Source organism: Streptomyces sp. Je 1-332 (genome assembly GCF_040730185.1).
Classification (GTDB): domain Bacteria; phylum Actinomycetota; class Actinomycetes; order Streptomycetales; family Streptomycetaceae; genus Streptomyces.
Genome location: NZ_CP160402.1, coordinates 1909178 through 1927612 on the forward strand (window position 1 = coordinate 1909178; position 18435 = coordinate 1927612).

17 protein-coding genes are annotated in these 18435 nt (G+C 70.6%); 6 read left to right on the forward strand and 11 right to left on the reverse strand.

The window, feature by feature from the left end; translation table 11 throughout:
- The 6 genes from ABXJ52_RS08920 to ABXJ52_RS08945 form a co-directional block, all read right to left on the reverse strand.
- Complete coding sequence (locus ABXJ52_RS08920; protein ID WP_367040711.1) at positions 1-1098, reverse strand: ionic transporter y4hA; 1098 nt, start codon at positions 1096-1098, stop codon at positions 1-3.
- A gap of 148 nt (positions 1099-1246) precedes the next feature.
- The gene (locus ABXJ52_RS08925; RefSeq protein WP_367040713.1) at positions 1247-2236 is read right to left on the reverse strand and encodes a TerC family protein; all 990 of its coding nucleotides are present in this window, start codon (positions 2234-2236) and stop codon (positions 1247-1249) included.
- Positions 2237-2535: 299 nt separating this feature from the next.
- Positions 2536-4488, reverse strand: coding sequence for a TerD family protein (locus ABXJ52_RS08930; RefSeq protein ID WP_367040715.1), 1953 nt, complete (start codon positions 4486-4488; stop codon positions 2536-2538).
- A gap of 131 nt (positions 4489-4619) precedes the next feature.
- The gene (locus ABXJ52_RS08935; protein ID WP_367040717.1) at positions 4620-5198 is read right to left on the reverse strand and encodes a TerD family protein; all 579 of its coding nucleotides are present in this window, start codon (positions 5196-5198) and stop codon (positions 4620-4622) included.
- A gap of 133 nt (positions 5199-5331) precedes the next feature.
- On the reverse strand, positions 5332-7470 hold the full coding sequence (uvrB, locus tag ABXJ52_RS08940) for an excinuclease ABC subunit UvrB (RefSeq protein WP_367040719.1): 2139 nt from the start codon (positions 7468-7470) through the stop codon (positions 5332-5334).
- 40 nt (positions 7471-7510) lie between these two features.
- A complete protein-coding gene (locus ABXJ52_RS08945; RefSeq protein ID WP_367040721.1) occupies positions 7511-8377 on the reverse strand; it encodes an MHYT domain-containing protein in 867 nt (288 codons plus the stop codon).
- Between the two features lie 248 nt (positions 8378-8625).
- Here ABXJ52_RS08945 and ABXJ52_RS08950 point away from each other — a divergent pair, with 248 nt between their 5' ends.
- The 3 genes from ABXJ52_RS08950 to ABXJ52_RS08960 all read left to right on the forward strand — a co-directional run bounded on the left by ABXJ52_RS08950 (position 8626) and on the right by ABXJ52_RS08960 (position 11530).
- Complete coding sequence (locus ABXJ52_RS08950; RefSeq protein WP_367040723.1) at positions 8626-9540, forward strand: glycerophosphodiester phosphodiesterase family protein; 915 nt, start codon at positions 8626-8628, stop codon at positions 9538-9540.
- Positions 9541-9599: 59 nt separating this feature from the next.
- Positions 9600-10178 (forward strand): methylated-DNA--[protein]-cysteine S-methyltransferase, encoded by a 579-nt coding sequence (locus ABXJ52_RS08955; protein WP_367040725.1) that lies wholly within the window; start codon positions 9600-9602, stop codon positions 10176-10178.
- A 74-nt stretch (positions 10179-10252) separates the two neighbouring features.
- Positions 10253-11530, forward strand: a complete 1278-nt coding sequence (locus ABXJ52_RS08960) for an MFS transporter (protein WP_367040727.1) — start codon at positions 10253-10255, stop codon at positions 11528-11530.
- A gap of 14 nt (positions 11531-11544) precedes the next feature.
- Here ABXJ52_RS08960 and ABXJ52_RS08965 read toward each other — a convergent pair whose 3' ends face one another.
- Together ABXJ52_RS08965 and ABXJ52_RS08970 are read right to left on the reverse strand one after the other, a co-directional pair.
- Positions 11545-11910, reverse strand: coding sequence for a cupin domain-containing protein (locus ABXJ52_RS08965; RefSeq protein WP_367040729.1), 366 nt, complete (start codon positions 11908-11910; stop codon positions 11545-11547).
- 80 nt (positions 11911-11990) lie between these two features.
- Positions 11991-12428, reverse strand: coding sequence for a VOC family protein (locus ABXJ52_RS08970; protein ID WP_367040731.1), 438 nt, complete (start codon positions 12426-12428; stop codon positions 11991-11993).
- 108 nt (positions 12429-12536) lie between these two features.
- Here ABXJ52_RS08970 and ABXJ52_RS08975 point away from each other — a divergent pair, with 108 nt between their 5' ends.
- Both ABXJ52_RS08975 and ABXJ52_RS08980 read left to right on the forward strand, forming a co-directional pair.
- A complete protein-coding gene (locus ABXJ52_RS08975; protein ID WP_367048914.1) occupies positions 12537-13478 on the forward strand; it encodes a pseudouridine-5'-phosphate glycosidase in 942 nt (313 codons plus the stop codon).
- Positions 13479-13618: 140 nt separating this feature from the next.
- The gene (locus ABXJ52_RS08980) at positions 13619-14539 is read left to right on the forward strand and encodes a PfkB family carbohydrate kinase (protein WP_367040733.1); all 921 of its coding nucleotides are present in this window, start codon (positions 13619-13621) and stop codon (positions 14537-14539) included.
- Between the two features lie 421 nt (positions 14540-14960).
- On the opposite strand, the gene ABXJ52_RS08985 is transcribed toward ABXJ52_RS08980, so the two are convergent.
- Positions 14961-15761 carry a methyltransferase domain-containing protein gene (locus ABXJ52_RS08985; protein ID WP_367040735.1) on the reverse strand — a complete coding sequence of 267 codons (801 nt, stop codon included), beginning with the start codon at positions 15759-15761 and terminating at the stop codon, positions 14961-14963.
- Positions 15762-15906: 145 nt separating this feature from the next.
- Between ABXJ52_RS08985 and corA the strand changes: the two genes are divergently transcribed.
- The gene (gene corA, locus ABXJ52_RS08990) at positions 15907-17043 is read left to right on the forward strand and encodes a magnesium/cobalt transporter CorA (RefSeq protein ID WP_367040736.1); all 1137 of its coding nucleotides are present in this window, start codon (positions 15907-15909) and stop codon (positions 17041-17043) included.
- Positions 17044-17108: 65 nt separating this feature from the next.
- Here corA and ABXJ52_RS08995 read toward each other — a convergent pair whose 3' ends face one another.
- Positions 17109-17528: a CBS domain-containing protein gene (locus ABXJ52_RS08995; protein ID WP_367040738.1), complete on the reverse strand. Its 420-nt coding sequence runs from the start codon at positions 17526-17528 to the stop codon at positions 17109-17111.
- A 168-nt stretch (positions 17529-17696) separates the two neighbouring features.
- Positions 17697-18329, reverse strand: coding sequence for a uridine kinase (locus ABXJ52_RS09000; protein ID WP_367040740.1), 633 nt, complete (start codon positions 18327-18329; stop codon positions 17697-17699).
- Between the last annotated feature and the right edge of the window lie 106 nt (positions 18330-18435).

The following is an 18435-nucleotide window of genomic DNA, read 5'->3' on the forward strand; positions in this document are numbered from 1 at the left end:
TCAAGGCGTGACCGCGAGCTCCAAGTACGCCGCGAACAGCACCAGATGGACGCCGCCCTGCAGCAGCGTGGCGCGCCCCGGCACGACCGTGAGCGTGCCGACGACGACGGTGAGCGCGAGCAGCACCATGTGGGTCGGGCCGAGTCCGAGCACCAGCGGCCCGGAGAGCCAGACGGAGGCGACCGCGACGGCCGGGATGGTCAGGCCGATGCTGGCCATCGCGGAGCCGAGGGCGAGGTTGAGGCTGGTCTGCACCCGGTCGCGGCGGGTGGCGCGGACGGCCGCGATGGTCTCCGGGAGCAGCACGAGCAGCGCGATGATCACGCCGACCACGGCGTGCGGCATGCCGGCGCTCTCCACGCCGGACTCGATGGTCGGCGACACCCCCTTGGCGAGGCCGACCACGCCGATCAGGGCGAGGGCGAGCAGGGCCAGGCTGATCACGGCGGCGCGGCTCGACGGCCCGCCCGCGTCCTCGGAGTCGATCACCTCGCCCTTGCGGGTGATCGGCAGGAAGTACTCCCGGTGGCGCACGGTCTGCGTGGTCACGAACAGGCCGTACAGGACGAGCGAGGCGAGGGCGGCGAAGGTGAGCTGCGCCGTGGAGAACTCCGGGCCCTGCTTGGTCGTGGTGAAGGTCGGCAGGACCAGGCTGAGCGTGGCGAGTGTGGCGACGGTCGCGAGGGCGGCGCCGGTGCCCTCGGACTGGAAGACGACGACACGGTGGCGCAGGGCGCCCACCAGCAGACACAGGCCGATGATGCCGTTGCAGGTGATCATCACGGCGGCGAACACGGTGTCGCGGGCCAGTGTGGAGCTCTTGTCGCCGCCATCGGCCATGAGTGTGACGATCAGCGCGACCTCGATGATCGTCACGGCGACCGCGAGGACGAGCGAGCCGAAGGGTTCGCCGACGCGGTGCGCGATCACCTCCGCGTGGTGCACGGCGGCGAGGACGGCGCCGGCGAGCACGAGCGTCACCACGGCCACGCCCACGCCCGGCAGATCGCGTCCCCAGGTGAGGGCGAGCAGGACGACGGCGAGGACCGGCACGGCCGCGGTCCACTGGGTGACGAGTGCCCGGAGCCGAGTGATCATGCCTCCGATGCTGCCCCGGCCGCACCGGGCACGCGACTGGGCGGGCGCGGCATGGGCAGTGGCCCGCGGCGATCCGCCGCGGGCCACTGCCCATGCTGGTGACTCCCGGGTCCGACTGCTTGAGTCCGACCGCTGGAGTCCGACGCCGTCAGGCCTCGATGCTGTCCTTCGGGGTCTCGTCGGCCGTGGTCTCCGCGGCCTCCTTCTGCGCCTGCTTCTTGGAGGCGATGAGGCTGGTGATCGTCGTGATGACCAGGACACCGCAGATGACGCCGAGCGAGACCGGGATGGAGATCTCGGGGACGTGCACCCCGTTCTCGTGCAGGGCGTGCAGGACCAGCTTCACGCCGATGAAGCCCAGGATCACCGAGAGGCCGTAGCTGAGGTGGACCAGCTTCTTGAGCAGTCCGCCGATGAGGAAGTACAGCTGGCGCAGACCCATCAGCGCGAAGGCGTTCGCGGTGAAGACGATGTACGGGTCCTGGGTGAGGCCGAAGATCGCGGGGATCGAGTCCATCGCGAAGAGCAGGTCGGTCGTACCGATGGCGAGCATGACGACCATGAGCGGCGTCATGATCTTCTTGCCGTTCTTCTGGATGAACAGCTTCGTGCCGTGGTACCGGTCGGCGACGCCGAACTTCTTCTCGGCGGCCTTCAGGAGGCGGTTCTCCTCCCAGTCCTCTTCCTCGTCGCCGGCCCGTGCCTCCTGGATGAGCTTCCAGGCGGTGTAGATCAGGAAGGCGCCGAAGATGTAGAAGACCCACGAGAAGTTGGCGATGACCGCGGCGCCGGCCGCGATGAAGATCGCTCGCAGTACGAGCGCGATCAGCACACCGAACAGCAGCACCCGCTGCTGGAGATGGCTGGGCACCGAGAACTTCGCCATGATCAGGATGAAGACGAAGAGGTTGTCCACGCTGAGCGACTTCTCGGTGATGAAGCCCGCGAAGAACTCACCGCCCGCCTGACCGCCGCCCCAGATCACGAGGCCCACTCCGAAGAGCCCGGCCAGCACGATCCAGACGATCGTCCAGATTCCGGCTTCCTTGATCGATACGTCGTGCGGCTTACGGCCGATGAAGAAGTCGACCGCGATCAGGGCGACCAGACCAAGAATGGTCAGCACCCAAAGGGTCATTGAAACGTCCACTGCGCCTCCGGCGTCGTACGGCTACTGATCAGCGTCGTCGCTGCCGGAGGTCTCTTCCACCCGAGGCGGCTCACCGCCCCACGGGCCGACGCCCCGGGACCGATGGCGGTCCGTATTGACGGGCACGTCGCGTTCGGGAGTACTCCCCTCCGCTGACAAGAAGAGTACGCGAAACACCAAGGGTTGGTAAAGGAGAATCCAAGCCAGAGCTAAAAGTCCAGGTCAGAGCGGTCCAAAAGTCGCTTTACCGGCAGAGGCCCGAGTGATGTGCTGAGCTCGTCGAGGCGTCAGCGACCGCCGGTGCGCCGGGCGTGCGCGACCCGGCCGAGGACCTGCTCGAGGACCCGGCTGCCGGGCGGCACCATCGGCGGTTCGTACGTCCACGCATGCCCGACCCAGGGATCGGCGAGGTGGTCGTCGGCCACCGGGGTCAGCCGCAGGAGCGCGCGCCAGAGCGGGTCCAGCAGCGGGCCGTACTCGGCGGCGTCCTCGCGGTCGGCGACCATCATCAGGTGCACGCCGACCGCGGGGCCCTCGTCCGCGAGGTAGCGGAGCTGGGTGACGGCGCGGTCGTCGAAGCCGTGCGGGAAGTCGTTGACGATCAGGAGCTGCTCGGCGGTGTCCAGATCCGGCGGCAGCGCGTCGGCTGCGCCCGCGCGGATGGCCATCTGCACCAGGTCCACGCGCTGGGTGAGCTTGGCGAGCACGGCGGACACTCCGGCCGCGCCGGCGGCAGGGGGCTCGGCGAGGACTCCGGCCGCCGTCAGCGGGGTGAGCGCGCCGGCCGCGGAGCCCGCCGCGTCGATGACGTGCACCGTGAACTCGCCCGCGGGGTAGACCGCGAGCAGCCGGGCGGCGTGCGCGACCGCGCTGTCCATGGCGAGGCGGCGCAGCTGGTCCGTGTCGGCCAGGGAGTCGGTGCCCGAGGAGCGGCCGCTGTCGATCCACAGGCCGCGCTCCAGGGGCAGCCTGACGAGCATCGGGATGTGCAGGTCGGGGCGCTCGGGCAGATGGAGGTCGCCGAGGCGCAGCGCCATGGGGATCTCCATCGGGGTGCGGTAGGCGTGCCACACCGGACTGGCCCAGCCGGCGAACGCCAGAGGCAGGGCGGGCTCGACGACCTCGGACTCGGCGGCGAGCTGGCCCAGGTCGCGGTCGAGGGCTTCCCTGGCCCGGTCGACGAGGCGGCCGTGCTTGGCGCGGGCGGCCTCGCGCGCGACGTCACCGGTGTTGCCGATGCGGCTGCGCGGGTCGGACAGGACCTTGTCGAGCTCCTGGTCCATGCGCGACTCGGCGAAGTCGACGGCGCTTCGGTACGCGGCCGTGGTGCGGGCGAGGTCCTCGAACATGCCCCACACCTGGTTGTAGAGGCGCTCCTCCATGGACCAGCCGGTGGCGTCGCCCGCCACGGGCTGCGCGGTCCTGCCCGGTTCGGCCGGGGCGGCGGCCGGCGGGGGCGGCGGCGGTGCGCTGGTCTGGCGGCCGGGGTGGGTGTAGTTGACGGGGCCGCCCGTGCCGGGGCTCGCGTCGCCCGGCTGGCGCGGCGCCGGGGCGTGCTGGGGGTTTGGCTGGGGTCCGCCTGCGCTGTCCGGGCCCGGTGCTCCCGGGCCGGGGGCGGCCGTCTGCCCCGTCATCCGCACGCGGGCCTCGTCCGAGGGGCGGGGCGGGGGCGCGGCCACCGAGCGGGCCAGACCCTGGGCCACCGCTTCGTTGATCGAGCCCGCCAGTTCGTGGGCCTGCGGCAGGCCCTGGTCGGTGAGCATGTCGGCGAGGCCGCCCGCGTACCCCTGTCCGACGGCGCGCACCTTCCAGGCGTCCAGCCTGCGGTACAGCTCCAGGGCGACGACGGCGGACTCGGCGTCCAGATCGGTGATGGTGTAGCTGGCGACCTCGGAGCCGTCGAGTGCGGTGACGGCGACGAAGGGGGCGGCGAGGGAGCCGAAGCTGACCGGTCCGCCGGCGCCGACGGGCAGCGCGAGGAGGACGTTGACCCGGTGGACCGCTTCGGGGACGGCGCCGAGGTCCACCGCGAGGCGGTGGTCGGCGGCGGCCTGGCGGGGTACTTCGAGCCCCGGAAGTGTGGGCGACCCGGGGTGGGCCACCCAGTCCGTGCCGCGCACCTTGCCCTGGTCGTCGCTGAGCGTGACCCCCGCCACGATCGGCTTCCCGACCGAGACCCGGATCTCCAGACGGGTCTCGGGAAGCGGGTGGTTCTGCCCCCGGACCAGCTCGGCCGTCATCGCCTTCGTCCCCCTCGTGCCCTTTGTACTTGTGCGTGCCGCGTTGTACTTGTGGGTGCCGCGCGCTGTACTCGTGGGTGCCGCGCGTCACTTGTGGGTGCCGCGCGTCGCGCCGCGCGGCAGCCGCGTGCTTACAGGTGCGGCAGGATCGACGGCATCAGGTCCTGGAACGTGCGGCCGTTGGCGGGATTGCCGATGGCCGTCATCTGCCAGCCCGCGCCCGCGCGGTGGACCTTCGCCATGATCTGCGCGGTGTACTGACCGCCGCCGTCGAGTGTGTACCGGGCCAGTTCCTGGCCGTTGGTCTCGTCGACCAGGCGGCAGAAGGCGTTCTGCACTTCCTGGAACGTCTGGCCCGTGAAGGAGTTCACCGTGAAGACGATCTGGTCGATGTGGACCGGGATCCGCGCCAGGTCGACGAGGATCGCCTCGTCGTCCCCGCCCTGGCCGACACCGCCGACCAAGTTGTCACCGGTGTGCCGCACGGAACCGTCGTCGCTGACGAGGTGACGGAAGAACACGACGTCCACCGGCTGCTTGTCGGCGAACAGGACCGCCGACGCGTCCAGGTCGACTTCGCGCGTACGCGTGCCGAACAGCCCACGCCTCGGGGCCGCTTGCCAGCCGAGTCCCATGCGCACCGCGGTCAGGGCGCCCCCGTCGTCCTTCTGCAGGTTGATGGCCTGACCCTTGGTCATGTTGACCGTCACGCGCTGTCCCCTCTCGAGCTGCCTGGGCAACCGCCGGTCTGTGCGGTTGCCCAGCACCTTATGCAGAGGCACTGACAGTGCCGCCCCGCGGGCGGCACTTTGTGTCGGTCTTGCAACACACCAGGCAGTACGCCTACGCCTGCCCCGCCTCTCGCATCTGCCGGAGCTCCTTCTTCATCTCTGACACCTCGTCACGCAGCCGTGCGGCGATCTCGAACTGGAGATCCGCCGCGGCGGCGCGCATCCGCGCGGTCATCTCCTCGATCTGCTCGGCCAGTTCGGCCGCGGGGCGGTCGGTGGGCACCTTCTCGGCGGCCTTGCCCTTGGCCGCCTTGCCCGCCTTCTGCGCCGTATCCGCCTTTCCGCCGAGCGCGGGCACCGGCGCCTTGGCTTCCTTCGCCTTGCGGTAGTCCGTGCCGAGGAGCTGCTCCGTGTCGACCTCCTCGCGCGCGATCGCCGACACGATGTCGTTGATCTTCTTGCGCAGCGGCTGCGGGTCGATCCCCTTCTCCTTGTTGTACGCGATCTGCTTCTCGCGGCGGCGGTTCGTCTCCTCGATGGCCTGCTCCATCGCCGGGGTGACCTTGTCCGCGTACATGTGGACCTGGCCGGAGACGTTTCGCGCCGCGCGGCCGATGGTCTGGATCAGGGAGGTGCCGGAACGCAGGAAGCCCTGCTTGTCGGCGTCGAGGATCGACACCAGGGAGACCTCGGGCAGGTCGAGCCCCTCTCGCAGGAGGTTGATGCCGACCAGGACGTCGTACTCACCGGCGCGCAGTTCGCGCAGGAGCTCGACGCGGCGCAGGGTGTCGACGTCGCTGTGCAGATAGCGGACCTGGATGCCCAGCTCGAGGAAGTAGTCGGTGAGGTCCTCGGCCATCTTCTTGGTGAGCGTGGTGACCAGGACACGCTCGTCCTTCTCGGTGCGTGTGCGGATCTCGTGCACCAGGTCGTCGATCTGCCCCTCGGTGGGCTTGACCACGACCTCCGGGTCGATGAGGCCGGTGGGGCGGATGATCTGCTCGACGAAGCCGTCGCCGCGCGAGAGCTCGTACTTCCCGGGGGTCGCCGAGAGGTAGACGGTCTGGCCGATGCGGCCCAGGAACTCCTCCCACTTCAGCGGGCGGTTGTCCAGCGCGGACGGCAGCCGGAAGCCGTGGTCCACCAGGGTGCGCTTGCGGGAGGCGTCCCCCTCGTACATCGCGCCGATCTGCGGGACCGTGACGTGCGACTCGTCGATGACGAGGAGGAAGTCCTCGGGGAAGTAGTCGAGGAGGGTGTTCGGGGCGGTGCCGGGCGCGCGGTCGTCGAAGTGCATCGAGTAGTTCTCGACGCCGGAGCAGGAGCCGATCTGGCGGAGCATCTCCAGGTCGTACGTCGTGCGCATGCGAAGGCGCTGGGCCTCCAGCATCTTGCCCTGCTTCTCCAGCTCGGTGAGGCGCTCGGCGAGCTCCTTCTCGATGCCGGTGACCGCCTTCTCCAGGCGCTCCGGTCCTGCCACGTAGTGCGAGGCCGGGAAGACGTACAGGTGGTCGTCGTCGCTGATGACCTCGCCGGTGAGCGGGTGCAGCGTGGAGAGCGCCTCGATCTCGTCGCCGAACATCTCGATGCGCACGGCCAGCTCTTCGTAGACCGGGAAGATCTCGATGGTGTCGCCGCGGACCCGGAAGGTGCCGCGGGCGAAGGCCATGTCGTTGCGCGTGTACTGGATGTCTACGAAGCGGCGCAGGAGCTGGTCGCGGTCGATCTCGTCGCCGACCTTGAGCGGCACCATCCGGTCGACGTACTCCTGCGGGGTGCCGAGGCCGTAGATGCAGGAGACGGAGGCGACCACGATCACGTCACGCCGGGTGAGCAGCGAGTTCGTCGCGGAGTGGCGCAGGCGCTCGACTTCCTCGTTGATCGAGGAGTCCTTTTCGATGTACGTGTCCGACTGCGGGACGTACGCCTCGGGCTGGTAGTAGTCGTAGTACGAGACGAAGTACTCCACCGCGTTGTTCGGCAGGAGCTCTCGGAACTCGTTGGCCAGCTGGGCGGCCAGCGTCTTGTTCGGCGCCATCACCAGGGTGGGGCGCTGGAGCTTCTCGATCATCCACGCGGTGGTGGCCGACTTGCCGGTGCCGGTCGCGCCGAGCAGGACGACGTCCTTCTCACCTGCGGTGACGCGCCGCTCCAGGTCGGCGATGGCCGCCGGCTGGTCGCCGCTTGGCTGGTAGTTGCTGACGACCTCGAAAGGTGCCACCGTGCGTTCGATCTTGGATACGGGCCGCATGGAACCAACCGTACGACTCCCCACTGACAACGGGGTCGGATCACCAGCTCTGCGGGGTCCTGGGGCCGGGGCGCTGCGAGGGCCTGCGGGCCGCGCGCGGGTCGTGCCGGTCACCCGAGCGGGGCACGGGGTAGGGGGCGTGCTGCCGCTGGGCGGCGCTCTGGAGGTCGGCCTTGCCCATCACCATCAGCGGATCGAACATCACGATCACTCCCGCGAGGAGCAGGAAGGCGAGCGGGCCGATCATCATGGGCGCGAGGATCTCGGCGGCCGAGTCTCCCCCGGTCGGGGCACCGGGCGAGCCGTGCAGATGGACCCTGAGGGCGGCCATCCCGGTGTAGTGCATGCCGCTGACGGCGAGGCCCATGACGAGGCTCGCGCCCAGGCTCCAGAGGAACCCCCTGACCTGCGCTGCCGCCCATAGGGCCGCGGTGGCGGCGACGACGGCGATCACGACGGACGCGGAGACGGTGAGGGTGTTGTACTCCAGCGTCCCGCGCAGACGCATACCGGCCATTCCCAGGTAGTGCATCGAGGCGACGCCCAGACCGGTGATCGTTCCTCCGGTGAACAGCGCCGTCCCGGTCGCGCCGCGGTAACCCACGATGAAGATCCCGACACCGACCATCACGATGGCGACGGCGAGACTCGCGAAGGTCAGCGCCTTGTCGTAGTGGATCGGGGCTTCCTCTACGGAGAAGCCCATCATCGCGATGAAGTGCATGGTCCAGATCCCGGACCCGATCGCCGCCGACCCCAGGGCGAGCCAGCCGGGCCGCCAGGAGTGGGCGACAAGGAGCGACCTGGTGGTGCAGCGCAGGCCGAGCGCACCGCCGAGACACGCCATGAGATACGCCGCTACCGGCGTGACCCATCCGTAGCTGAAACCGTCGACCGTGCCCTGCATGAGCGGTAGCCCTCCGCCTGTTGTATCCAAATGCCCGGGATTGCCCCCAAGTGGCCCCAGCCGACCGTCACCTGACAGGCCATGGGCTGAAGCAGAGAGTAAAGCTCACTCCGGAACTTGCGAACGATTTTCCGGGAAAGAAACCCGGCTGTCTCCGTTCAACCTGTGGCCATCCTGCACCTGTCTCGCGTTGGCCGTGGACTGTCACTCTCATCCGGTCCGTGCCCGCATATCGCGAGGAGTCACCGTTGTACGCACGCGTTGCCGCTGCCGCCACCGCCGCTCTTCTTGGAGCCGGCGCACTAGCTCTCCCCTCCGCTCACGCCGCCGACCAGAAATCGGTGCCGACGTCCTCACGGACGTCCACGCAGACGTCCGTCTCGCACGACGGGCCACTGGTCGTCGCGCACCGGGGCGCTTCCGCCTATGCGCCCGAGAACACTTTCGCAGCCATCGACAAGGCTGCTGACATGGGGTTCCGCTGGGTCGAGAACGACGTCCAGCGCACCAAGGACGGCGAGCTCGTGATCATGCACGACGACACCCTGAAGCGGACGACGAACGTCGAGCAGCTCTTCCCCGACCGCGCGCCGTGGAAGGTCGCGGACTTCACCGCGGCGGAGATCGCCAAGCTGGACGCGGGCAGCTGGTACAGCCCGAAGTACGCGGGGCAGCGGGTGCCCACGCTGAAGCAGTACATGAACCGCGTCTCGCGCAACCACCAGAGTCTCGTCTTCGAGTTCAAGAAGCCCGAGCTGTACCCGGGCATCGAGAAGCAGGGCCTGGCCGTCCTGCGCAGGACGGGCTGGCTGGACAAGCACCACGTCAAGAGCAAGCTCGTCATCCAGAGCTTCAGCGCGGACAGCGTCAAGACGGTCCACAAGCTGCGGCCCGACATCAAGACCGGCTTCCTCGGCACGCCCGCGGTCGCCGATCTGCCCGCGTACGCGAAGTTCTCCGACCAGATCAACTCGACGCACGGCTCCATCTCCCGTGAGTACGTCGCCGCGATCCACGCGCAGAAGGGGCCGCACCGCAAGCGCCTGGAGATCTTCACCTGGACCGTGAACGACGCGGCCGCCGCGCAGCGTGTGGCGGGCTTCGACGTGGACGGCATCATCACGAACACGCCCGATGTCGTGCGCGAGGCCGTCTCCGGCTGAGTCAGGGGCCGAAGCAGCTCCGGGCGGCGTTGTCAGTGCCCGGTCGTACGGTGGTCCACATGAACGCCACAGGGCAGCACGAGCAGGACCCGGCGGGTCACGACGACCCGCGGCAGGTGGTGTGGGCCGTCGTCGAGAGCGACATCGGTCCGCTGCTGCTCGCCGCGACCGACGAGGGGCTGGCCACCGTCGTCTTCCACGCCACGGACGCGGTGCGCGACAGGGCGCTCGAGCGGCTCGGCTCCCGGTTGGGGTCCGAGCCGGTCGAGGCGCCCGGCTCCCCGCTCCTCGCCGAGCCCATACGCCAGCTCGCCGCCTACTTCGCGGGCGAGCGGCACGAGTTCGAGCTGCCGCTCGACTGGTCGCTGATCTCCGGGTTCAACCGCCAGGTGCTGCACGAACTGACCGCCGTTCCGTACGGCGCCGTCGTGGGGTACGGGGACCTGGCCCGCCGTGTCGGCCAGCCCGGCGCGGCCCAGGCGGTCGGCATGGCGATGGGCGCCAATCCGCTGCCGGTCGTGGTGCCCTGCCACCGGGTGGTCGAGAGGGACGGCGGCATCGGCGAGTTCGGCGGCGGCGTGGAGACCAAGCGCCGGCTCCTCGCCCTGGAGGGGGTGCTGCCACAGCCGCTGTTCTGAGGCTCCCGCGCGTGTGCGGGGCGAGCCGTGGAATCCCGGTTTCCCGCGGACAGACGCCCTGGCACACTGCGTCAGTGACTTCGACCCTCGACGCTCCTGACATACCCACGCCAGAAGCGCTGCCCGCGCTGCGCCGCCGTACGACCGCGGTGCTGGTCTCCAGTCAGATACTGGGCGGGCTCGGGGTACCGATCGGCATCGCGCTCGCCCCCATGCTCGCGACCGAGGTGAGCGGCACGGAGGCGCTGTCCGGCCTCGCGCCCACCGCGTCGGTGGCCGGGACGGCGCTGCTCTCGCTGCCGCTCGCCGCCCTGATGACATCGCGCGGACGGCGGCCCGGCCTCGTCCTCGCGTATCTGATCGGCGCACTGGGAGCGGGACTCGTGGTCCTCGCCGCCGTCATCGAGAGCTTCCCCCTGCTGCTGCTCGGCATGGCCGGCTTCGGGGCGGGCTCGTCGGCCAATCTGCAGGCCCGCTTCGCTGCGGCCGACCTGGCCGAACCCGACCGGCGCGGCCGCGCCATCTCCCTCGTCATCTGGGCCACCACGATCGGCTCGGTCCTCGGCCCGAACATCGCGGCGCCCACGAGCCGCGCCTTCTCCGGCACCTCCATACCCGAATCGGCGGGCCCTTTCCTCTTCGCCGCCGGGATCTTCGCGGTCGCCGGTCTCGTGGTGGCCGTACTGCTGCGGCCCGACCCGCTGCTCACCGCCCGCGCGCTCGCCCCGCAGGAGAACCACTCCGCACAGAGCCGCTCGCTGCGGGCCGGTGTCGCCGCCGTGGCCGCGTCCCCGATGGCCCGGCTCGCCCTGGTGACGGTGGCCGCGTCGCACACGGTGATGGTCTCGATCATGGTCATGACCCCGGTCGACCTGGGGCACCACGGGGCGAGTCTGCAACTGGTCGGCCTGGTCATCAGCGGCCACATCGCGGGCATGTACGCGCTGTCGCCCGTGATGGGCTGGCTCTCCGACCGGTTCGGACGGCTCTCCGTGATCGGCCTCGCGGTCGGGCTGCTGTGCTGCGCCGCACTGCTCGCCGGTACGGCAGGCCCCAGCCACGGCCAGACCGCCGCCGGTCTCTTCGTACTCGGCCTCGGCTGGTCCGCGGGTCTTGTCTCGGGCTCCGCGCTGCTCACCGACTCGGTGCCGCAGCCCGCCCGCGCCGCCGTGCAGGGCCTCTCGGACCTGACCATGAACACGGCGGCGGGCATCGGCGGCGCGGCGGCCGGCCTGATCGTCGCGCGGGCGAGCTACGGCTGGCTCAACCTCATCGGCGTCTGCGTGCTGCTGCCGATGGCGGCACTGGCGCTGCGCCGGGCGGTCAAGAAGGCCCCACCGGCGACAACCTGACCGACGACAGGGGGTCAGGCGAGCGTGATGTGGTACGCCTTGCGCAACGTCTCGTGCACGGTCCACGTCGTACGGTCGCCCTCGCGCAGGACGGCCGCGTCTCCGGGGCCGACGTCGATCACGTCACCGCCCTCCACCTCGATGGTGGCGCGGCCGCTGACGACGACGAAGAGTTCGTTCGCCTCGGTGTCGGTGACCACGCCGGGTGTGATCTGCCAGATGCCGCGCAGCTGCTTGCCGTCGGCGGACTCCCACAGGACCTTGCCGGTGACCTCCGGGGTGCCGGAGACGATCTGTTCGGAATCCAGGGGCTCTGCCTCCAGGTCGACATCCGGAATGTGCACGGCAAAGGAGGCGACGGCTTGATCATTCGTGGTCATGGCCGGTCACCTTAGCGGGGCGCGGCGCGGCCGTCCGGCGGGGGTCAGCTCTCCGCCACCGCGGCGCCCTACCGCTCCTCCTACCGCTCCTCTCCGTAGTGGCGCGCTTCGAAGATGTTCCCGTCCGGGTCGCGGAAGTAGAAGCTGCGGCGAGCCTTGCCGCGGGCGCCGAACGCGTCGCGTCCGATGTCCGACACCGGCGTCCCGCGCTCCTCCAGACGGGCGCGCAACGCATCGAAGTCGGTCTCCGCCAAGGCGAGGCAGACGTGGTTGACCGGGTGGCCGGCGCTCTTGTCCGCGTCCGGCACGACGTTCATGCGCTCGGCGAGGGTGAGCGGGGCGAGGTCGAAGATGGTCTCTTCGTTGAGCCGTACGGAGGGGAACGAGATGGTGCCCGCCGTGAACTCGGCGACGCGCAGGGGTTCGAGACCGAGCACCTTCTCGTAGAAGTCGGCTGCCGCCACGGGGTCGCGCACCCACAGGACGACGTGGTCGAGCCGTGTCGTGTTGTCCGTCATGCCGACAGGCTGCTGTCCCGTCCCCGGGGGCGCAAGTGTTTGAGTGGACGCGCCGACCGCCAGGGATGAGGGGAGACCCGACAGCCAGGAGGCAGGCCCGTGGTGCTGATGTCCGACGAGGTGGCGGCCGGCGAGGTGGTGCCCGGCGTGGTGGTGTCCGACGAGGTGCAGGCGGCTGTGGTGAACCAGCGGCCCGTCGTCGCCCTGGAGTCCACGATCATCGCGCACGGGCTGCCGCGCCCCCGCAATCTCCAGGTCGCGCGTGAACTCGAAGAGGTCGTACGGGAGGAGGGCGCCGTCCCCGCGACGATCGCCGTCCTGGACGGGCGGCCCCATGTCGGCCTGGACAAGCGGCAGTTGGAACGTGTCGCGAACGAGGACGGCATCCGCAAGCTGGGCCACCGCGACCTGGCCCTCGCGGTCGCGGCGGGCGCGAGCGGGGCGACGACGGTCTCCGCGACGGCGCTGCTCGCCGCGCGGGCGGGCGTACGGGTGTTCGCCACGGGTGGGCTCGGCGGGGTGCACCGGGAGTGGGCGGTGACCCAGGACGAGTCCGCCGACCTGGCGCTGCTCGCCCGGACGCGCATCACGGTGGTCTGCGCGGGGGTGAAGTCGATCCTGGACGTGGCGGCGACGTTGCAACGCCTGGAGACGCTGGGCGTGGCGGTGGCGGGTTACGGGACGGACCGCTTCCCCGGGTTCTACCTCACCGACTCCGGGCATCCGGTGGACTGGACGCTGCGGACGCCCGCGGAGGTCGCGGCGGTGATGCGGGCGCAGGACGCGGTCGGCGGCCCGGAGTCCGCGCTGCTCGTGGCGAACCCCGTCCCGGAGACGGCCCAACTCGATCCGGCGCTCCACGCGCGCGTACTGGCCGAGTCGTTGGAGGCGTGCACGGAACAAGGCATCACGGGCCAGGCGGTCACGCCGTTCCTCCTGGACCAGTTGATGCGACGCACGGATGGCGCGTCACTCAACGCCAATCTCGCGGCGGTACGGGGGAATGTGCGGCTGGCGGGGCGGATCGCGGGGGCTTGGGGGGAGAGGTGAGTTGGGGTTGGGGTGGGGGTGGGGGCTCGGGTGGGGGCTTCGGGGCGGGGCGCGGTGCGGGCACGGGGGCGGGCTTCGGTTGGGGCGCGGGTGCGGGAGCGGGCTCCGGTGCGGGGCGCGGTGATCGCGTGGGTGGGGCGGTGACTTCGGGGCGGGGTGGGGCGCTGCTTGTCGTGGGCGATGCCATCACCGACATAGTCGCGCGCCACGGGACGCCCCTGGTCCCCGGTACGGACACGGCTGCTGCGATCCGTACCCTGCCTGGCGGCGCGGGTGCCAACGTGGCGTGCTGGGCTGCTTCTTGGGGCTGCCGCGACGTGCGGTTCCTGGGGCGGGTCGGCGCGGACTCGGCGGCGTGGCACGAGGAGGCGCTCACGCGTGCGGGGGTGCGGCCTCGGCTCGTCGTCGACTCCGAGGCGCCTACGGGGACCGTGATCTGCGTGGTCGACGGGGGTGACGGGGGTGGGGCGGAGCGGACGTTCCTGACGGACAGTGGGGCGTCGTTGCGGCTGTCGGTCGCGGACTGGTCGCCGGCGCTCCTGGACGGGGTGGGGTGGTTGCACCTGTCGGGTTACTTGTTCTTCGCGACGCCGAGCAGAGGGGTGGCCGAGGCGGCACTGGCGGCGGCACGCGCGCGTGGAGTGCCGGTGAGTGTGGATCCGGCGTCGGCGGGGTTCCTTGCGGAGCTGGGGGTGGAGCGGTTTCTGGCGGCGGTGGACGGGGTGGATGTGTTGCTGCCGAGTGAGGGGGAGTTGCGGTTGCTGGCAGGGGTGGCGGATGTAGGGGGCCTGGCGGAGGCTGCCGCGAAGTTGAGCCGTCAGTTTCCGGTGGTGGTGGTCAAGCGGGGCGCTGCGGGGGCGTTGGCGGCCCGGGAGGGTGAGGTGCGGGCCGAGGTCCCCGCGCTGCCTGCCGCGGCGCGGGACTCGACGGGGGCGGGGGACGCGTTCACGGGGGCGTTCCTTGCGTCGCGCCTGTCCGACGCGGGGCTCTGCGAGGCTTTGGCGGAGGGGTGCAGGGCGGGAGCGAGGGCGGTCGAACTGGTGGGGGGCAGGCCGGTCTAGGGGTGGGCTCGTGTGCGGGGGCGGGGATGTTGCCGTCTGCGGGAGCGCGTGGGCTACGGAGCGGGCCGTCCCTGGGGACGGGGCCGCGCCGGTATGTCCGTCCTCGCTATCACGGTCCGAACGCCCAGCCACTTCGGCGAACGAGTCCCACGCGCCGTGCTCCGGGCAGACATACCGACACGTCCCCTCGCGTCTCACTGCCGACTGCGGAAGCGTGTGGGTGCTTGTGCCGACCATTTCGCGCCGCGGGGCAATCGGGCGGGTGGGCGGGAAGGGTCTGTTCGGGCAGGGGCGGATGCGGGGTGATCGGGTGGGTGGGTGGGGAGGGGCACGGCCCCCCCTGGGAGGGGTTAGGCCCCCCACCCCGGGAGGGGTTCGGCCCCCACCCCCGGGAGGGAATCGGTTCCCCACCCCGGGAGGGCTACCGCTTGCGGGCCCACGATGAGATCAAGGGAGGCGTCGCGAGGTCCATCGGCTCCGCGGCGATGTTCGACAGGTGCTCGGCGATCTCCGCGTCCGTGACCAGGCCCGCGGACGTCAGAGCCCCGCGGAACTGCTGGATCGTGGCCGTCTCCAGGGCCACGCAGGCGGGCGAGGTCAGGGGAAAGTACGCGTCGGCCTCCACCTGCCGCAGGCCCGCCGCGCGCAGCAGCCGGGGCAGTCCGCGCCCGTACGCGAGGTCGGCCCCGCGCTGGGTGAGCAGCGCGGCCCGCAGACGGTTCGCCAGCTGCTGCGCAGGCCCGTGCTCGTCGGGACAGGCCAGCGGCTGCAGCGCGGGGTCCGTCTCCTCGATCAGCAGCCGCCCCCCGGGCCGCAGAGCCCGGATCATGGAGCCCAGCGCCAGCTCCCGGTCCGCCACCCGCCCGAGGACGAGCCGCGCGTGGACAAGGTCGAAGCCCCCGCCGGGCGGCCCCTCCGCCCCCACGTCGTGGATGCGTACCTCGACCGGCGGTCGAGCGGCCGACGTATGCCAGGAGATGTCCGCGTCGGTCGCGAGGACCCGCCCCGTCGGACCGACGCGCTTCGCCAGCCAGGAGACGACGGAGGTGCCGCCCGCGCCGACCTCCCAGCAGCGCCACCCCGGCCCGATGCCGAGCCGCTCGATGTGCCGGAAGGTCGTGGGGTCGAAGAGCAAGGAGAAGGCCTCGGAGCGCTGTCCCGCACCCGCCCCCTCGACCTGCCGATTCCGATTGCCGGTCAGATAGCCGTCAATGAGCGTCATGCGTCGATTATCGCGATTATCCCGCTTGCTCCCGGGAGGCAGCTCCGATCACCCGGAGCGGAGTCTTCCGTTCCCCCAGGCTCCACAAGCAGCCAGGACGTACTGGCACACTGGCACGTCAAGCAACCAGAACGAGGAGCCACGCATGTCGATGGCAGGCAACCTGCGAAAGGTAGGGAACCTCCGCAAGGCAGGCGGCCTGCGGAAAGTCGCGCGGGTCGCCCAGTTCGTACGGAGGCACAAGCGTGTCGACCTGAGCCACCCCGCCCGCTCCCCCCTGGGCTCGGCGGTGGTCAAGTGCGTGACGTACCGGAAGGGCGTGCGCCAAGAGGACGGCCGCGGCCTCGTCGAGGAGGTCGAGCGCGTCCGCAAGAGTGGTGACGGGTTCGTCTGGCTCGGGCTGCACGAGCCGACGGAAGAGGAGTTCGCGGGTATCGCCGAGCTCTTCGACCTGCACCCGCTCGCCGTGGAGGACGCGGTCCACGCCCACCAGCGGCCGAAGGTGGAGCGGTATGACGAGACGCTGTTCGCCGTGTTCAAGACCGTTTGCTACGTGGAGCATGCCGAACTCACCGCGACCAGCGAGGTGGTGGACACCGGCGAGATCATGGTCTTCGTCGGCAAGGAGTTCGTGATCACCGTGCGGCACGGACGTCACGGCTCGCTCGGCCCGCTCCGTGAGGAGCTCGAATCGGCGCCCGAGCAGCTCGCCCAGGGCCCCGCGGCGGTCCTGCACGCGCTCGCCGACCACGTCGTGGACGACTATCTCGACGTGACGGACGCGGTGCAGGCCGACATAGACCAGGTGGAGATGGACGTGTTCTCCAAGGAGGGAGAGCGCGCCGACCCCGGCCGCATCTATCAGCTCAAGCGTGAACTCCTCGAACTGAAGCGGGCCGTGGTGCCGCTCGGCCGCCCCCTGCAGACCCTCTCCACCCAGCCGATGCGGGTGATCGCCCCGGAGATACAGGCCTACTTCCGGGACGTCGACGACCACCTCAAGCGGGTCACGGAGCAGATCGCCGCCTTCGACGAGCTGTTGAACTCCATCCTCCAGGCCCATCTCGCACAGGTGACGGTCGCGCAGAACGAGGACATGCGGAAGATCACCGCCTGGGCCGCCGTGATCGCCGTGCCGACGATGGTCTGCGGCATGTACGGGATGAACTTCGACCACATGCCCGAACTGCACTGGAAGTACGGCTATGGAATGGTGGTCGGCTTGATCGCCGCCACCTGTTTCGCGCTCTACCGCGGCTTCCGGCGCAACGGCTGGCTCTAGTCCCGACGGACGGGGGTGAGGTCAGCGGACGGGGGGTGGGGTCAGCGGACGGACGGGGGCTGGGGTCAGCTCTTCGCGTACACGCTCTCGACCCAGCTCGCGAGCTGGTTGTCGTCGAGGTGCGTGGCGAGGTCGGCCTCGCTGATCATGCCGACGAGGCGCTTGTTCTCGATGACCGGCAGCCTGCGGATCTGGCTGCCCTTCATCTCCTGGAGGACCTCGTCGACACCCGCGCCCGAGTCGATCCAGCGCGGCGTGCCCTTGGCCAGGTCGCCCGCGGTCACCCGGGCCGGGTCGTGCCCCATCGCCACGCAGCCGACGACGATGTCACGGTCGGTGAGGATGCCGCAGAGCCGCTCGTTCTCGTCGCTGATGGGCAGCGCGCCCACGTCGAGCTGACGCATCAGCTGGGCTGCGCGGTCCAGGGTCTCGTGTGCGGGGATCCACTGGGCGCCGCGGTGCATGATGTCTCCGGCGGTGGTCATGAGGTACCTCCCGGTGCCGGACGGCCGGCGCGGCGCGGAAGCACCGCTAGTCCCGGCGTCCCTCATTCTCGCCGGGCCACCGGAGGCTCGCACTCCGAAGGCGGTCGGCCCTGGCGGGACAGGGCCTCTGACCGAGAAGCCGACGAAAGCCGACGAAAGCCGACGACGTCAGCCGCTCCATGCCGGGTGTCGTGGGTCGTCCGCTCGTACGACCACGTCCGCCACCGCCCCGGGATCCGTCTCCGCCTCGTAGCGCTCGAAAGCGGGCAGGGTCCACCGCTCGCTCTCCGTCGTACGTCGCCGCAGGGCGCCCGGCGAGAGGCTCGTGTGGACCGTCAGGTCGAAGGGGAACCAGTGGCCGAGCAGCAGCGGTCCGTGCAGCAACAGCGGGGTTCCGGGCTGGAGTTGGACGTACGGGCTGCGTGTGGCGCGGTCCGCCCGCGCGTCCCACAGGTCGGGCAGTACCCGCCCCGTGCCGCCCGGGTCCAGTGGCCCGAAGACCTCGCGCCAGAGTGCGCCGGTGTCGTACCAGCCGCTGTAGTACGTCTCCACGTCCTCGCGTCCGTATTCGAGGCGGAGGGAAGCGGGGCGCAGGAAGCCTTCCGTGCCGACGACGAGCGAGGACCGCCCGCGCACCCGCAGCGCCTCGGCCACACTCCGGGCCAGCTCGCCGGGCCTGCCCGCCGGGGCCCCGTCGAAGGCGACGCGGGGCCAGGGGCTCGCGTCCGCCGTCCTCAGGTCGAGCAGCCGGTCGGCGAGGGTGTCCGTGAGCCGGTCCCAGGTGATCGCTTCGAGTCGCACCCGTCCCATGATGCCGGGCTCGCCCCATCGCGTTGCCGGGCCCTCCCCTGCGGTACCACCGGATGCCGCCCTCCCCGCCCTTCCCGCTCTCGCGAAGGTACGCATC

What these genes read in the sequence shown, in the direction of transcription:
- ABXJ52_RS08920 (WP_367040711.1), bottom strand. Translation starts at nt 1,098, where the DNA reads ATGATCACTCGGCTCCGGGCACTCGTCACCCAGTGGACCGCGGCCGTG.
- ABXJ52_RS08925 (WP_367040713.1), bottom strand. Translation starts at nt 2,236, where the DNA reads ATGACCCTTTGGGTGCTGACCATTCTTGGTCTGGTCGCCCTGATCGCG.
- ABXJ52_RS08930 (WP_367040715.1), bottom strand. Translation starts at nt 4,488, where the DNA reads ATGACGGCCGAGCTGGTCCGGGGGCAGAACCACCCGCTTCCCGAGACC.
- uvrB (WP_367040719.1), bottom strand. Translation starts at nt 7,470, where the DNA reads ATGCGGCCCGTATCCAAGATCGAACGCACGGTGGCACCTTTCGAGGTC.
- ABXJ52_RS08945 (WP_367040721.1), bottom strand. Translation starts at nt 8,377, where the DNA reads ATGCAGGGCACGGTCGACGGTTTCAGCTACGGATGGGTCACGCCGGTA.
- ABXJ52_RS08955 (WP_367040725.1), top strand. Translation starts at nt 9,600, where the DNA reads ATGAACGCCACAGGGCAGCACGAGCAGGACCCGGCGGGTCACGACGAC.
- ABXJ52_RS08965 (WP_367040729.1), bottom strand. Translation starts at nt 11,910, where the DNA reads ATGACCACGAATGATCAAGCCGTCGCCTCCTTTGCCGTGCACATTCCG.
- ABXJ52_RS08970 (WP_367040731.1), bottom strand. Translation starts at nt 12,428, where the DNA reads ATGACGGACAACACGACACGGCTCGACCACGTCGTCCTGTGGGTGCGC.
- ABXJ52_RS08975 (WP_367048914.1), top strand. Translation starts at nt 12,537, where the DNA reads ATGTCCGACGAGGTGGCGGCCGGCGAGGTGGTGCCCGGCGTGGTGGTG.
- ABXJ52_RS08985 (WP_367040735.1), bottom strand. Translation starts at nt 15,761, where the DNA reads ATGACGCTCATTGACGGCTATCTGACCGGCAATCGGAATCGGCAGGTC.
- corA (WP_367040736.1), top strand. Translation starts at nt 15,907, where the DNA reads ATGTCGATGGCAGGCAACCTGCGAAAGGTAGGGAACCTCCGCAAGGCA.
- ABXJ52_RS08995 (WP_367040738.1), bottom strand. Translation starts at nt 17,528, where the DNA reads ATGACCACCGCCGGAGACATCATGCACCGCGGCGCCCAGTGGATCCCC.